This is a genomic window from Escherichia sp. E4742, from assembly GCF_005843885.1.
In the GTDB taxonomy this organism is placed as follows: domain Bacteria; phylum Pseudomonadota; class Gammaproteobacteria; order Enterobacterales; family Enterobacteriaceae; genus Escherichia.
Genome location: NZ_CP040443.1, coordinates 3,013,443 through 3,028,484, shown reverse-complemented (window position 1 = coordinate 3,028,484; position 15,042 = coordinate 3,013,443). Strand labels below are relative to the sequence as shown.

Genomic DNA, 15,042 nt, shown 5'->3' with positions numbered 1-15,042 from the left:
CGACGCGGGCCGCGTCTTATCAGGCCTACAATTTGAAACTTATTTAAATCCTTTCTGCTGCTTAATCAGCTCATAGGCCTGCTGAATTTCCTGTGCTTTCTGCTTCGCCATCTCCATCATCTCAGGCGGTAAACCTTTCGCCACCAGCTTATCCGGATGGTGTTCACTCATCAGCTTACGGTAGGCGCGTTTAATGGTGGTCGCCTCATCCGTTGGCTTCACGCCCAGCACATTACAGGCATCTTCCAGCGTCGGGCCACGCTGCGCTTGCTGCCAGTTACCACCGCCAGATTGCTGCTGATAACCGCCGCCAAACTGTGCACCGCCCTGCATCATACGCAGAAACTGATCAAACTGGGCGCGGGAGATCCCTAATTCTTCAGCAATGACATACAGCACCGCTCGCTCATTCGGATGCAGCGAACCATCAGCAAACGCCGCCTGAATCTGGATCTCCAGAAACATACGAATTAAATCAAAACGCCCGAAGCAGACGCTGCGGAACTGACGCATCTTTTCGCGCAGTGGGTAATTGTCTGATTTTCCCACCCGGAACGCATTTTGCGCCGCAGTACGGGAAGCGCCGTGTAAATTCATCCGATCCATGAGCAATGTGGCGACATGGATATCAGCCTCGGTAACGCGACCTTTGGATTTGGTTAAATGCCCCATCACTTCAAAAGTGGTGGCGAAAAACAGCGCCTGACGCTCGCGCTGGTTGGCGAACCACGCCATCTTGCGGCTACGGGCTTTATCAAACATATGGCCAATTAACAGGCCTAACACCACGCCCCAAAAGCCGCCGCCCATCAGTAAGGCCACGGCCACGCCAATGATTTTTCCCCAATACTGCATATATTCCCCAAATGGACTTACGGAAACCAGCGCTATCTCCCACAATATAAAGGTGCTTTTACCGTTTTCCGGCTGCGGTCAATTGTGGGACATCGCCTATAATTTGCATTATCATACCTGTCATTCAATGCCGTGCCTAACACCACAGACGCTATTCGGACAGGATTAACACTAGCGTAGAGATGACGAGTACGTTAGTCTCTGACCGTTTGTCACGCGCAACGTTACCGATGATGGAACAATAAAATCAACGTATGAAAAAACGTATCCCCACTCTCCTGGCCACCATGATTGCCACCGCCCTTTATAGTCAACAGGGACTGGCAGCCGACCTCGCCTCACAGTGCATGTTGGGCGTGCCAAGCTATGACCGTCCTCTGGTACAGGGCGATACTAATGACCTACCCGTGACGATTAATGCTGACCATGCAAAGGGGAACTACCCCGATGACGCCGTGTTTAGCGGCAGCGTGGATATCATGCAGGGTAACAGCCGTCTGCAGGCTGATGAAGTACAGCTTCATCAAAAAGAGGCGCCTGGACAACCGGAGCCGATACGTACCGTCGATGCGCTCGGTAATGTCCATTACGACGATAACCAGGTGATCCTCAAAGGGCCAAAAGGCTGGACGAATCTGAACACCAAAGACACCAACGTCTGGGAAGGTGATTATCAGATGGTGGGGCGTCAGGGGCGCGGTAAAGCAGACCTGATGAAACAGCGTGGCGAAAACCGCTACACCATTCTGGATAACGGTTCTTTTACCTCCTGTCTGCCGGGTTCTGATACCTGGAGCGTGGTGGGTAGCGAAATTATTCATGACCGCGAAGAACAAGTCGCGGAGATCTGGAACGCCCGTTTTAAAGTGGGTCCGGTTCCGATCTTTTACAGCCCCTATTTACAGTTGCCGGTGGGTGACAAACGCCGTTCTGGTTTCTTGATCCCGAACGCCAAGTACACCACCACCAACTACTTTGAGTTCTACCTGCCGTATTACTGGAACATCGCGCCAAATATGGATGCCACCATCACGCCGCATTATATGCATCGTCGTGGCAACATTATGTGGGAAAACGAATTCCGTTATCTCACCCAGGCCGGCGCAGGCTTGATGGAACTGGACTATCTGCCTTCGGATAAAGTCTATGAAGATGAACATCCAGAAGATAGCAATTCACGCCGTTGGTTGTTCTACTGGCAACACTCTGGAGTGATGGACCAGGTTTGGCGCTTTAACATCGACTACACCAAAGTCAGCGACCCGACCTATTTCAATGATTTTGATAATAAATATGGTTCCAGTACCGATGGTTACGCCACGCAAAAATTCAGCGTGGGCTATGCGGTGCAGAACTTTGACGCCACGCTTTCGACTAAACAATTCCAGGTTTTTGATGATACCAGTGGCAACAGCTATGCCGCTGAACCGCAGTTAGACGTCAACTACTACCATAACGATCTCGGTCCGTTTGATACCCGAATTTATGGTCAGGCAGTGCATTTTGTTAATACAAACAGCAATATGCCGGAGGCTACCCGCGTTCATCTGGAGCCGACGATCAACCTGCCGTTATCCAACACCTGGGGCAGCATCAATACCGAAGCGAAGCTGCTGGCTACCCATTATCAGCAGACCAATCTCGACTGGTATAACAGCAACCCGCAAAACAATAAGTTGGCAGATTCTGTTAACCGCGTAATGCCGCAATTTAAAGTTGACGGCAAAATGGTCTTCGAACGTGATATGGAAATGCTGGCGCCGGGTTACACCCAGACGCTGGAGCCGCGCGCGCAATACCTGTATGTGCCGTATCGCGATCAGAGCGACATCTATAACTACGACTCCTCCTTGCTGCAATCGGACTACTCGGGCCTGTTCAGGGACCGGACTTATGGCGGTCTTGACCGTATTGCTTCCGCGAACCAGGTGACGACCGGCATCACAACTCGCGTATATGATGATGCAGCCGTTGAACGTTTTAATATTTCCGTTGGTCAAATCTACTATTTCACGGAGTCTCGCACCGGCGATGACAACATAACATGGGAGAATGACGACAAAACGGGCTCACTGGTATGGGCAGGCGATACCTACTGGCGCATCTCCGAGCGCTGGGGATTGCGTGGCGGCATTCAGTACGATACTCGTCTGGATAACGTAGCCACCAGTAACACCAGCATTGAATATCGTCGGGATGAAGACCGTCTGGTACAGCTGAACTACCGCTACGCCAGCCCGGAATATATTCAGGCTACGCTGCCTAAATACTATTCGACTGCCGAGCAGTATAAGAATGGCATTTCGCAGGTAGGTGCAGTCGCTAGCTGGCCAATCGCCGATCGTTGGTCGATTGTCGGGGCGTACTACTACGACACCAACGCGAACAAGCAAGCCGACTCAATGTTAGGCGTGCAATACAGCTCCTGCTGCTATGCGATCCGCGTCGGTTATGAGCGTAAGCTGAACGGTTGGGATAACGATAAGCAACATGCGATATATGACAACGCAATCGGCTTTAACATCGAACTTCGCGGCCTGAGTTCCAACTACGGTCTGGGTACGCAAGAGATGCTGCGTTCGAACATTTTGCCGTATCAAAACTCTTTGTGATTTGTTGATTTACCACGTAATCCGCAGTGCGGTTAATTGAAATGGAAAAAGTATGAAGAACTGGAAAACGCTGCTTCTCGGTATCGCCATGATTGCGAATACCAGTTTCGCTGCCCCCCAGGTAGTCGATAAAGTCGCAGCCGTCGTCAATAACGGCGTCGTGCTGGAAAGCGACGTTGATGGATTAATGCAGTCGGTAAAAATGAACGCTGCCCAGGCAAGGCAGCAACTTCCTGATGACGCTACACTGCGCCACCAAATCATGGAACGTTTGATCATGGATCAAATCCTCCTGCAGATGGGGCAGAAAATGGGAGTGAAAATCTCCGATGAGCAGCTTGATCAGGCGATTGCCAACATTGCCAAACAGAACAACATGACGCTGGATCAGATGCGCAGCCGTCTGGCTTACGATGGTTTGAACTACAACACCTATCGTAATCAGATCCGCAAAGAGATGATTATCTCGGAAGTGCGCAACAACGAAGTGCGTCGTCGCATCACTATCCTGCCACAGGAAGTTGAAGCTCTGGCACAGCAAGTCGGTAATCAAAATGATGCCAGCACTGAACTGAACTTAAGCCACATCCTGATCCCGCTGCCGGAAAACCCGTCTTCTGAACAGGTGAATGAGGCGGAGACTCAGGCGCGTGCCATTGTCGATCAGGCACGTAACGGTGCAGACTTCGGCAAACTGGCTATCGCTCACTCTGCCGATCAGCAAGCGCTGAACGGCGGCCAAATGGGCTGGGGCCGTATTCAGGAACTGCCGGGGATCTTCGCCCAGGCATTAAGCACCGCGAAGAAAGGCGACATTGTTGGCCCAATTCGTTCCGGCGTTGGCTTCCACATTCTGAAAGTTAACGACCTGCGCGGCGAAAGCAAAAATATCTCGGTGACCGAAGTTCATGCTCGCCATATTCTGCTGAAACCGTCGCCGATCATGACTGACGAACAGGCCCGCGTGAAACTGGAACAAATTGCTGCAGATATCAAGAGTGGTAAAACCACATTTGCTGCGGCAGCGAAAGAGTTCTCTCAGGATCCGGGCTCTGCAAATCAGGGCGGCGATCTCGGTTGGGCTACGCCAGATATTTTCGATCCAGCCTTCCGTGATGCGTTGACCCGCCTGAATAAAGGTCAAATGAGCGCACCGGTTCACTCTTCATTCGGCTGGCATTTAATCGAACTGCTGGACACCCGTAACGTCGATAAAACCGATGCGGCGCAAAAAGATCGTGCATACCGCATGCTGATGAACCGTAAGTTCTCGGAAGAAGCAGCAAGCTGGATGCAAGAACAACGCGCCAGCGCTTATGTTAAAATTTTGAGCAACTAATGGTTAAACCCCAACGTGTTGTGATCACTCCCGGCGAACCCGCCGGGATTGGCCCGGACTTAGTTGTCCAGCTTGCACAACGAGAGTGGCCGGTAGAACTGGTTGTTTGTGCCGATGCCACTCTCCTTACCGACCGGGCAGCGATGCTCGGTTTACCGCTTAACCTCCGCCCTTACTCCCCCGACTCCCCTGCGCAACCGCAATCTGCGGGAACGCTGACGCTACTTCCCATTGCACTACGTGTACCTGCCACTGCGGGACAATTAGCAGTTGAGAATGGGCATTATGTGGTGGAGACGCTGGCACGCGCGTGCGACGGTTGCCTGAAAGGTGAATTTGCCGCGCTGATTACAGGTCCGGTGCATAAAGGCGTCATTAATGACGCTGGCATCCCGTTTACCGGTCATACCGAGTTTTTCGAAGAGCGTGCGCAGGCGAAAAAAGTGGTGATGATGCTGGCGACCGAAGAACTTCGCGTGGCGCTGGCAACAACGCATTTACCGCTGCGCGATATTGCTGACGCCATCACCCCTGAACTTCTGCACGAAGTGATTGCTATTTTGCATCACGATTTGCGGACCAAATTTGGTATTGCCGAACCGCGCATTCTGGTCTGTGGCCTGAACCCGCACGCAGGCGAAGGCGGTCATATGGGCACGGAAGAGATAGACACCATCATTCCCGTTCTCGACGAACTGCGGGCGCAGGGGATGAAACTCAACGGGCCGTTGCCTGCCGATACCCTGTTTCAGCCTAAATATCTCGACAACGCCGACGCCGTGCTGGCGATGTACCACGATCAGGGTCTTCCCGTGCTAAAATACCAGGGCTTCGGGCGCGGTGTGAACATTACGCTGGGCCTGCCCTTTATTCGCACATCGGTTGACCACGGCACCGCGCTGGAACTGGCGGGACGTGGCAAAGCCGATGTCGGCAGTTTTATTACGGCGCTTAATCTCGCCATCAAAATGATTGTTAATACCCAATGAATAAACGAGTCCACCAGGGCCACTTAGCCCGTAAACGCTTCGGGCAAAACTTTCTCAACGATCAGTTCGTGATCGACAGTATTGTTTCTGCCATTAACCCGCAAAAGGGCCAGGCAATGGTCGAAATCGGCCCCGGTCTGGCAGCTTTAACCGAACCGGTTGGCGAACGGCTGGACCAGCTGACAGTCATCGAACTTGACCGCGATCTGGCGGCGCGTCTGCAAACGCATCCGTTCTTAGGCCCGAAACTGACGATTTATCAGCAGGATGCGATGACCTTTAACTTCGGCGAGCTGGCCGAGAAAATGGGTCAGCCGCTGCGCGTTTTCGGTAACCTGCCGTATAACATCTCCACGCCGTTGATGTTCCATCTGTTTAGCTATACTGATGCCATTGCCGACATGCACTTTATGTTGCAAAAAGAGGTGGTGAATCGTCTGGTTGCAGGACCGAACAGCAAGGCGTATGGTCGATTAAGCGTCATGGCGCAATACTATTGCAACGTGATCCCGGTGCTGGAAGTGCCGCCATCAGCCTTTACACCACCACCAAAAGTGGATTCCGCCGTCGTGCGCCTGGTTCCTCATGCAACGATGCCTTACCCGGTTAAAGATGTTCGCGTGTTAAGCCGTATCACCACCGAAGCCTTTAACCAGCGTCGTAAAACCATTCGTAACAGCCTCGGCAACCTGTTTAGCGTCGAGGTGTTAACGGAAATGGGCATCGACCCGGCGATGCGAGCGGAAAACATCTCTGTCGCGCAATATTGCCAGATGGCGAACTATCTGGCGGAGAACGCGCCTTTGCAGGAGAGTTAACAATGATCAATTCGCCCCGAGTGTGTATTCAGGTTCAAAGCGTCTACATTGAGGCACAATCTTCACCTGATAATGAACGTTACGTTTTTTCTTATACCGTAACCATACGCAACCTGGGGCGAGCGCCAGTGCAGTTGTTGGGACGTTACTGGCTGATCACCAACGGCAATGGCCGTGAAACAGAAGTCCAGGGCGAAGGTGTGGTGGGCGTTCAGCCGCATATCGCCCCTGGCGAAGAGTACCAGTATACCAGCGGTGCGATTATTGAAACACCGATGGGCACCATGCAGGGTCACTACGAAATGATCGATGAAAATGGCGTTCCATTCAGCATCGACATTCCTGTATTTCGACTCTCCGTTCCAATACTCATTCATTAAAATAATATGGCGACATACCTTATTGGCGACGTTCATGGTTGTTACGATGAACTGATCGCATTGCTGCATAAAGTGGAATTTACCCCTGGGAAAGATACCCTCTGGCTGACGGGCGATCTGGTTGCACGCGGTCCTGGTTCGCTTGATGTTCTGCGCTATGTGAAATCCTTAGGCGACAGCGTACGTCTGGTGCTGGGCAATCACGATCTGCATCTGCTGGCAGTATTTTCAGGCATAAGCCGCAACAAACCAAAAGATCGTCTCACGCCGCTACTGGAAGCGCCTGATGCCGACGAACTGCTTAACTGGCTACGTCGTCAGCCTTTGTTGCAAATCGATGAAGAGAAAAAGCTGGTGATGGCCCACGCGGGGATCACGCCGCAGTGGGACTTACCGACCGCGAAAGAGTGCGCACGTGACGTAGAAGCGGTACTGTCAAGCGACTCTTATCCTTTCTTCCTCGATGCCATGTACGGCGATATGCCGAACAACTGGTCACCAGATTTGCGAGGTCTGGCGCGATTACGTTTTATCACCAACGCCTTTACCCGTATGCGCTTTTGCTTTCCAAACGGTCAACTGGATATGTACAGCAAAGAATCGCCGGAAGAAGCCCCTGCCCCGCTGAAACCGTGGTTTGCGATTCCTGGCCCTGTCGCTGAAGAGTACAGCATCGCCTTTGGTCACTGGGCATCGCTGGAAGGAAAAGGCACGCCGGAAGGTATTTACGCGCTGGATACCGGATGCTGCTGGGGCGGGACATTAACCTGCCTGCGCTGGGAAGATAAACAGTATTTTGTCCAGCCGTCGAACCGGCATAAAGATATGGGCGAAGCGGCGGCGTCTTAAACACAACCTGATACAGGGAGGCCGGATAAGACGCGACCGGCGTCGCATCCGGCACTAGCCGTTAATTCTATACAAACTTACCGTCGTTCCAGAATCTCAAAGCAATAGCTATGAGAGTTCTGCGCGTCGGCGTCGTGGAATTCGCTGAATACCGATTCCCAGTCATCCGGCTCGTAATCCGGGAAATGGGTGTCGCCTTCCACTTCTGCATCGATATGCGTCAGATACAGTTTTTGCGCTTTCGGCAGGAACTGCTCATAAACGCGACCGCCGCCAATCACCATAATTTCTGGTACGTCACCACACGCCGCAATGGCTTCATCAACCGATTTCACCCACGTTACGCGATCGTCCGTACCCGGCTGGCTGCTGATGACAATATTCTTGCGTCCAGGTAGCGGGCGGCCGATGGATTCCCAAGTATGGCGGCCCATAATCACAGGTTTATTTAAGGTGTTACGTTTAAACCAGGCGAGATCGGCAGGCAGATTCCAGGGCATGGCGTTTTCCATGCCGATAACGCGATCTACCGCTAGCGCCGCAATCAAACTGATCATTGAAATTTCCCGATAAAAAAAATTGTCGTCACTATACGTAAAGCGTAAACCTTCGTCGACTGGCGAGAGGATGATGTTGAGGAAAATTTTTATTTTGCTGGCGAGTCCATAATCTGTTCGTGGACTCGCCGCATTACAATGAAATAAAAACAAATAGTTAGCTGTAAAGCGTGATTTACGTCACTCTTTATTAGGATAAGGGTTTCGTTTCCGGTTCATCCGCCATATTACCGGTATGTTTCCCCTCTTCAGTACCCTGCCAGCCATGCCGTTGGATGAGTGACAGATGTTCCCGGTCCTCGGTGATGATCTCGCTTAACATCGCGCTGGTGCGTTTATAGACCGCCGCGCGGGCTTTGGTATCGTTCTCAACCATTGCCATCTCTTCCACCATCTGAATATTAAAGCGGCGGAACACATCGGCGCGTTCTCGCGCTTCATACGGCCCCAGACCTAAACTTTCCAGCGCCAGACGCCCGGTTTTCAGCGCACCTTCAAAGGTTTCACGCTCCGGCTTTTCAACACCTGCCTGGCGCAAACGGATGTAGTGGTCGACATCGCGGGCGCGGGCAATAATCTGCAAATGCGGGAAATGTTCTTTCACCATCTCCGTCAGTTGCAGATTAGTTTGCGGATCGTCGATGGCGTTAATCAGCACTTCCGCTTTCGCCGCTCCCGCAGATTCCAGTAAATCCATCCGCGTGGCATCGCCATAAAACACTTTCATACCAAATTTACGCAGCGTTTCGATATGGTCCGGGTCGTGATCGAGCACCACCATTTTCACCCCGCTGGAGAGCAGTAAACGTCCGGTGATCTGCCCAAAACGTCCAAATCCGGCAATGATTACCCGTGGCTGTTCTTCGTCAATCTCATCGGCTTCGCGCGCTTCTTCAGAGCCAGATTGCTCAAGGCGATTGAGGATCACCAACAGAATCGGCGTTGCCGCCATCGACAGCGCCACCGCCAGGGTCAGCGATTTCGCCCACTCTGGCTCCAGCACATTCGCCATCTGCGCCGCACCAAATACCACAAAGGCAAACTCACTGCCCTGCCCTAATAACACCGCAAACCAGCGACGCTGTTTATTTGGCACCTGCAACGGTCGGGCAATCAGCCACAGCATGGCGATTTTGATGATGAGGAAACCAAGCAGCAAAATAACAATGCGCAACGGATTTTCAAGCAGCGTGCCAAAGTCTATCGACATGCCAACGCCGATGAAAAACAGCCCCAGTAGCAAACCTTTAAATGGTTCGATATCGCTTTCCAGCGCATGACGATATTCCGAGCTTGCCAGCAGTACGCCCGCCAGAAACGCGCCCATCGCCATCGACAAGCCAACCTCTTCCAGCAGCAAACCAAAGCCAAACACGAGGAATAAAGCTACGGCGCTGAACACTTCCCGCAAGCCAGAGCGGGCAACAAAACGCAGCGCCGGACGCGTGACATAGCGCCCCAGCAGTACTACCAGCACCAGCGCGCCCGCCACTTTTAACGCCGACAGGGCAAATGCGCCCATCGTCGTTGAGGCACTGCTCGCCGCCAGTAGCGGGATCATCGCCACCAGCGGGATCGCCGCGATATCCTGGAACAGCAGCACCGCAAAGGCACTGCGGCCCATCTGCGTCATCATCAGATTGCGCTCATTCATCGCCTGCATGGCAATTGCCGTTGATGAGAGCGCCAGCGTCATGCCGATCAATTCCGCGACCTGCCAGCGCAGCCCAAGTAACATGCAGAACAGCCCCAGCAGGCCGCCGCAAATCACCATCTGCAATGCGCCACCGCCGAACACCGCCGCACGCAGCTTCCATAGCCTTTGTGGATCGAGTTCGAGGCCGATAATAAACAGCATCAGCACCACGCCTATTTCAGCAAAGTGCAGAATAGATTCGGCATCGGTCACCAGTCGCAGCCCCCACGGACCAATAATGCAGCCAGCGATCAGGTAGCCAAGTACCGATCCCAGACCAAGACGTACCGCAATGGGTACAATCAGCGCCGCCGAACCAAGATAAATCAGCGCCTGAATCAGCGTATGACTATCCATGATGTGCCTCCTGCCATTCCAGCAGACGTTGTTTATAGTGACGCGCCTGCCCTTCGAGGGTTTCGTCGTCACAAATAAAGGTGCAGTGCATGGCAAACGGTGGCAGCCAGTTCAGCCCGCAGTAGATTGCCGTCGCCTGGAGCGGCTGCGACAGCACATCAAAGCCCGGATGCGCGCCAATCTCAAAATGGCTTTCCCCGCCGCCGGTCGTCACCGCCCACAGCAAATGTTTGCCGTGCAGCGCCGTGCCGCCGTGACCGTAAGCCCAGCCGTGGGAGAAAACTTTATCGATCCAAAGTTTAAGGAGCGGTGGAATGCTGTACCACTGCATCGGGTGCTGCCAGACGATCAGATCGGCGCGAGACAGCGCCTCCTGCTCGGCGGCAATGTCGATATTGAAGTCAGGATAGAGTTGATAAAGAGAGCGAATTTCGACGCCTTCCAGCGTCCTTGCCTGTTCAAGCATCCGTTTATTCGCATGGGAATGATGCGGATACGGATGCGCATAAATTATAAGAATCATAGTTAGCCTGCGTAATTACGCCTTTGTTTTCCCACAAAGTGTAGTCACATATTCACGCGGCTTATAGTCAATAATATTGATTCAGAAAAGAGAGAAATCTGAATAAATTACCCCGCTCGCTGCCTACGAATCGTCATATTGCTGGTCTGCGCCAGTGACATCCCACGGGTTTCCGGGGCAAACGCTACGGAAATCAACAAGCCAAACAGCGAGATACCCGCCCCCATTAGCATCGTGTTACTGATACCGTAATTATTGATAAAGATCGGCAGTGCCCAGGTCGAAATAATAGTGCCAATACGGCTTAAGGACATAATCACGCCCACGGCAGAAGCGCGGATATCCGTCGGGAAGAGTTCATTAGGATAGAGCCACTGCAAATTGCCTGGCCCGCCAGAGAAAAAGGCATACACCGCGAACGCCATCACCACCAGCCAAATCCCCATATCCGGGATCAGCCCCAAAACCGCTAGCGCCAGCGTCATCATGGCAAAGCTGCCAATCAACAATGGACGCCGTCCGGCAGTGTTTAGCCACAGCATCGGCGGAATACAGCCGAGCATAAAGAACAGGCTAATCACCACATTTCCCAGCGCCGCATTTTTGCCGACGCCCAGCCCCAAAAGACCAACGATTTGCGGACCAAAGGTGTAAATGGCGAACATTGGGATCACCTGGCAAGTCCAGATGGCAGCAACAAACAGAACAAACGGAAAATGGCGACGGTTAAACAGATCGCGAAAACGGGTTTGCTGTGGCTGCTCTTCATCGAAAGCCACCGGTTCGCCAAACAGTTTGATCATCATCTCTTCGCACTCTTTTACTCGCCCTTTGCGTAGCAGCCAGCGGGGAGATTCAGGCAGTTCGAATCGACCAATCAAAATCAACAAACACGGGATCGCCGCGCTACCCAACATCCAGCGCCAACCACCTTCCACATCATAAAGCCAGTAGCCGACCAGATCGGCGCAGGTCGCACCGACATACCACATGGCGGCAATAAAGCTGATGGAGAACGCCCGCTGACGGGTACTGGAGAACTCGGTGATCATTGAGGTGGCGATGGGATAATCCGCACCGATAACAATGCCGATGAGTACCCGCATCACCAATAGTTCGACGGGGGATGAGACAAACATCGTCGCCACCGATATCACACCGATGGCGATGATATCAATGAGGAACATTTTGCGCCGTCCGACTTTATCGGAAATATAGCCAAACAGCGATGTGCCAACGAACAGCCCAGCGAGCGTTCCCGCGCCCAGCAAGCCAATCCAGTCTGCATCCAGTTTCAGTGCCGGAGTCAGTTGCTCCAGCGCCACGCCAATCATTACCAGTACATAACCATCCAGAAACGGACCACCGCTTCCCCACAGCAAAATGCGGCGGTGAATAGAGGAAAATTTAAGATCGTCAAAGTTTCTGGACGGTTGCATGGGTTATTCCTGTTTTTTTGCAATGAGAGTCAGTACGGCGTTACGTATCAAACCAACATCAGCCGTAACGGAACTCCACACCAAAGGTGCCGCGCGGGTATTCCCACTGTTCCAGCGCCGACCCCAGCCCCAGAATGCGACAGGTGCCGCACTCCAGACATCCGGCGTAATCGAAGCGCACACTGCCATCATCCTGCTTCTTGTACAGACCTGCGGGGCACGCTTTCACCAGCAGCTCCAGCGCCTGTTTATCGGCATCGGCCTTCACAACAATGTGCGGATGCTCTTCATCGACATTGAATTTATTGACGCCCAGTTTGACGTCCACATTGACGGGAGAAGTCATAAAACGGTCACTCCTTTCATGCCATCCTTGATCAGATTGATGAAGCCCACTTTCTTGCCGTGGCGGAGGATTTTCTTGCGCATCAGTTCCGGCGCGCTGCCGTCAATGGTGAACAGGTCACGCGCCACGCCCACCGCCAGTTCCGGGTAGCCGCTAAACATGCGTGGGTTATCAAGGAACGCTGGTAGTTTTTGGTACATGCGCATATCGCGCAGCGGGCCACTCTCCAGATGCTGACGATATTCCGCCAGTTTCTGCTTACTGAAATCGTCGCTTTTCATCGCTGAAAGCACGGTTTTTGCTGCTGCTTCTCCGGCGGCAATCGCCAGATCCATACCGCGAATGGTAAAACCGAGGTTCATACACATTCCGGCGGCATCACCGGCAATCAATACGCCGTCACCGACCAGCTCCGGCAGCATGTTGATGCCTGCTTCCGGCACTACGTGAGCGGAATATTCCACCAGCTTGCCGCCCGCGATCAGCGGTGCAACTGCCGGATGCTGTTTGAAATCTTCCAGCATTTGCGGCACGGATTTTTTCGCGTCATGCAGATGATGCAGACCACAAACCAGCCCCAGCGACAGGGTATTTTCATTGGTATAAAGGAAGCCGCCGCCCATCAGGCCATCAGTGGGGGAACCCGCAAACAGGCAAGCCGCGCCCTGATTACCCTGCAACTGAAAACGGTCTTCGATAACCGACTTCGGTAACTCGATCAGTTCCTTCACGCCAACCGCCACATCCGTCGGTTTAACGCGTTTTGCCATCCCCAGCTTTTCGGCAAGGATGGAGTTCACCCCGTCGGCAAGAATCACCGTTTTCGCTTCAATCACATCACCATCGGCTTCTACGCCGACAACGTTGCCATCGCGCTGTACGAGGTTATCGACGCGAATCCCGGTAATTAACTGCGCGCCCGCTTCTTCGGCCTGCTCCATCAGCCAGGCATCAAATTTACTGCGCAAAACGGAGTAAGAACGCTGGGATGGCGAGGTTTCGTCACCATTACAGTAGTCCATGGTCATCGCTGACTTTTCCGTCATAAACGCGAGTTTTTCATGGGTAATCAGGCGTTCTACGGGGGCGGATTCGGCGAAACCTGGAATAATGTGTTCCAGACTGTGGGCATAGAGACGCCCGCCGGTGACGTTCTTGGCACCTGCGGAATTGCCACGCTCGATAACTAACACTTGCGCCCCTTCGCGGGCGAGCACCAGTGCGGCAACCGAACCGGCAAGCCCTGCACCGACGATGATGGCGTCAAAGATATCTTCGGACATAAGAGCTCCCTGTCAGCGGCAGGGCCGAAATGCAGCCCTGCCAGAGTGGATCAACGCGCTAAAGCTGCGGTCAGTGCCGGAAGGATCTTCACGGCGTCGCCAACAATGCCGTAATCCGCGTACTGGAAGATCGGCGCATTTTTATCTTTGTTGATGGCGAAAATGGTTTGCGACGCGTTAGCGCCAACCATGTGCTGGATCTGCCCGGAGATGCCCACCGCCAGGTACAGTTCAGGTTTCAACATCAGGTTGGAGATACCGACATAGCGTTCGTGCTCCATCCATTTTTCGTTTTCCGCCACCGGACGAGAACAGGCCAACTCCGCACCTATCGCCTTGCAAAGCTGTTCTGCCAGCGCAATGTTCTCTTTGCTGCCAATGCCGCGACCGACGCTGACCACCAAGCGGGCTTTGTCGAGATCGACGCTGTTGCTCTGGCGCGCCTGTGTTGCCGTGCGGGTAACCGCCACAGCCGGAGCCTGCCACTCAACGGTGTGCGTTTCGCCAGTGCGTGACGCGTCCGGCTGAGCCGCATCGAACGTGCCGCTGCTGATGGTCAGTACCGCATACGGCGTGGCAATGCGTTCTTCGCCAATCGCCAGACCACCGTAAACCATGTGTTTCACTGTCGCTTTACCATCCTGTACGCTGACGGTGCTGGCATCGTTAGACACCGCCGCTTTAAGGCGATAACCCAGTTTTGCCGCCAGTAATTTGCCGCGACGGGTGTTTGGCAGCAGTACCAGGCCGTCTGCGCCGTGCTGGCGAATAGTGTCAGCCATGACACCGGCGTAATCTTCGATCATCCGATCGTCCGGTTTGCCGCTTAATTTCCAGACATGATTAGCGCCGAGCTGGATTGCCTGTACGCCATCGGCATCATGGAGGACAAAGGCATTGATTTGATTAGCTAAAGCCTGCGCACCGTTCATTAGTTCCGGCAGACGAGAAGGGGTATCGCTGAATACCCAGACTTGAGAAAACGTGTTCATAGCATCC

14 protein-coding genes are annotated in these 15,042 nt (G+C 53.2%); 6 read left to right on the top strand and 8 right to left on the bottom strand.

Translation table 11 applies throughout. The features are described from left to right. Positions 1-39: 39 nt before the first annotated feature. The gene (gene djlA, locus FEM44_RS14770) at positions 40-855 is read right to left on the bottom strand and encodes a co-chaperone DjlA (RefSeq protein ID WP_064525264.1); all 816 of its coding nucleotides are present in this window, start codon (positions 853-855) and stop codon (positions 40-42) included. 254 nt (positions 856-1,109) lie between these two features. Here djlA and lptD point away from each other — a divergent pair, with 254 nt between their 5' ends. Genes lptD through apaH form a run of 6 tightly spaced genes read left to right on the top strand, consistent with a single transcriptional unit; the run spans position 1,110 to position 7,842 of the window. Further along, complete coding sequence (gene lptD, locus FEM44_RS14765; protein WP_135523759.1) at positions 1,110-3,467, top strand: LPS assembly protein LptD; 2,358 nt, start codon at positions 1,110-1,112, stop codon at positions 3,465-3,467. A 52-nt stretch (positions 3,468-3,519) separates the two neighbouring features. After that, positions 3,520-4,806 carry a peptidylprolyl isomerase SurA gene (surA, locus tag FEM44_RS14760; protein ID WP_000800488.1) on the top strand — a complete coding sequence of 429 codons (1,287 nt, stop codon included), beginning with the start codon at positions 3,520-3,522 and terminating at the stop codon, positions 4,804-4,806. Next, entirely contained in the window at positions 4,806-5,795 is a 990-nt protein-coding gene (gene pdxA, locus FEM44_RS14755) for a 4-hydroxythreonine-4-phosphate dehydrogenase PdxA (protein WP_135523758.1), read from the top strand. The genes surA and pdxA overlap by 1 nt, the downstream gene beginning before the upstream one ends. Further along, complete coding sequence (gene rsmA, locus FEM44_RS14750; protein ID WP_135523757.1) at positions 5,792-6,613, top strand: 16S rRNA (adenine(1518)-N(6)/adenine(1519)-N(6))-dimethyltransferase RsmA; 822 nt, start codon at positions 5,792-5,794, stop codon at positions 6,611-6,613. The genes pdxA and rsmA overlap by 4 nt, the downstream gene beginning before the upstream one ends. A 2-nt stretch (positions 6,614-6,615) precedes the next feature. Next, positions 6,616-6,993: a Co2+/Mg2+ efflux protein ApaG gene (gene apaG, locus FEM44_RS14745; protein WP_000610905.1), complete on the top strand. Its 378-nt coding sequence runs from the start codon at positions 6,616-6,618 to the stop codon at positions 6,991-6,993. A gap of 6 nt (positions 6,994-6,999) precedes the next feature. Further along, the gene (gene apaH / locus FEM44_RS14740; RefSeq protein WP_130217458.1) at positions 7,000-7,842 is read left to right on the top strand and encodes a bis(5'-nucleosyl)-tetraphosphatase (symmetrical) ApaH; all 843 of its coding nucleotides are present in this window, start codon (positions 7,000-7,002) and stop codon (positions 7,840-7,842) included. A 77-nt stretch (positions 7,843-7,919) separates the two neighbouring features. Here apaH and folA read toward each other — a convergent pair whose 3' ends face one another. The 7 genes from folA to FEM44_RS14705 all read right to left on the bottom strand — a co-directional run bounded on the left by folA (position 7,920) and on the right by FEM44_RS14705 (position 15,035). Further along, on the bottom strand, positions 7,920-8,399 hold the full coding sequence (gene folA / locus FEM44_RS14735) for a type 3 dihydrofolate reductase (protein WP_130204869.1): 480 nt from the start codon (positions 8,397-8,399) through the stop codon (positions 7,920-7,922). Positions 8,400-8,589: 190 nt separating this feature from the next. Continuing rightward, a complete protein-coding gene (gene kefC / locus FEM44_RS14730) occupies positions 8,590-10,452 on the bottom strand; it encodes a glutathione-regulated potassium-efflux system protein KefC (protein WP_135523756.1) in 1,863 nt (620 codons plus the stop codon). Then, on the bottom strand, positions 10,445-10,975 hold the full coding sequence (gene kefF, locus FEM44_RS14725; protein ID WP_000600725.1) for a glutathione-regulated potassium-efflux system oxidoreductase KefF: 531 nt from the start codon (positions 10,973-10,975) through the stop codon (positions 10,445-10,447). Before kefF ends, kefC begins: the two co-directional genes overlap by 8 nt. A gap of 107 nt (positions 10,976-11,082) precedes the next feature. Continuing rightward, positions 11,083-12,414 (bottom strand): MFS transporter, encoded by a 1,332-nt coding sequence (locus tag FEM44_RS14720; RefSeq protein ID WP_135523755.1) that lies wholly within the window; start codon positions 12,412-12,414, stop codon positions 11,083-11,085. A gap of 58 nt (positions 12,415-12,472) precedes the next feature. Beyond that, entirely contained in the window at positions 12,473-12,760 is a 288-nt protein-coding gene (gene fixX / locus FEM44_RS14715) for a ferredoxin-like protein FixX (protein WP_000203741.1), read from the bottom strand. After that, on the bottom strand, positions 12,757-14,043 hold the full coding sequence (locus FEM44_RS14710; protein ID WP_135523754.1) for an FAD-dependent oxidoreductase: 1,287 nt from the start codon (positions 14,041-14,043) through the stop codon (positions 12,757-12,759). The genes fixX and FEM44_RS14710 overlap by 4 nt, the downstream gene beginning before the upstream one ends. A gap of 50 nt (positions 14,044-14,093) precedes the next feature. Then, positions 14,094-15,035 (bottom strand): electron transfer flavoprotein subunit alpha/FixB family protein, encoded by a 942-nt coding sequence (locus FEM44_RS14705; protein ID WP_135523753.1) that lies wholly within the window; start codon positions 15,033-15,035, stop codon positions 14,094-14,096. Between the last annotated feature and the right edge of the window lie 7 nt (positions 15,036-15,042).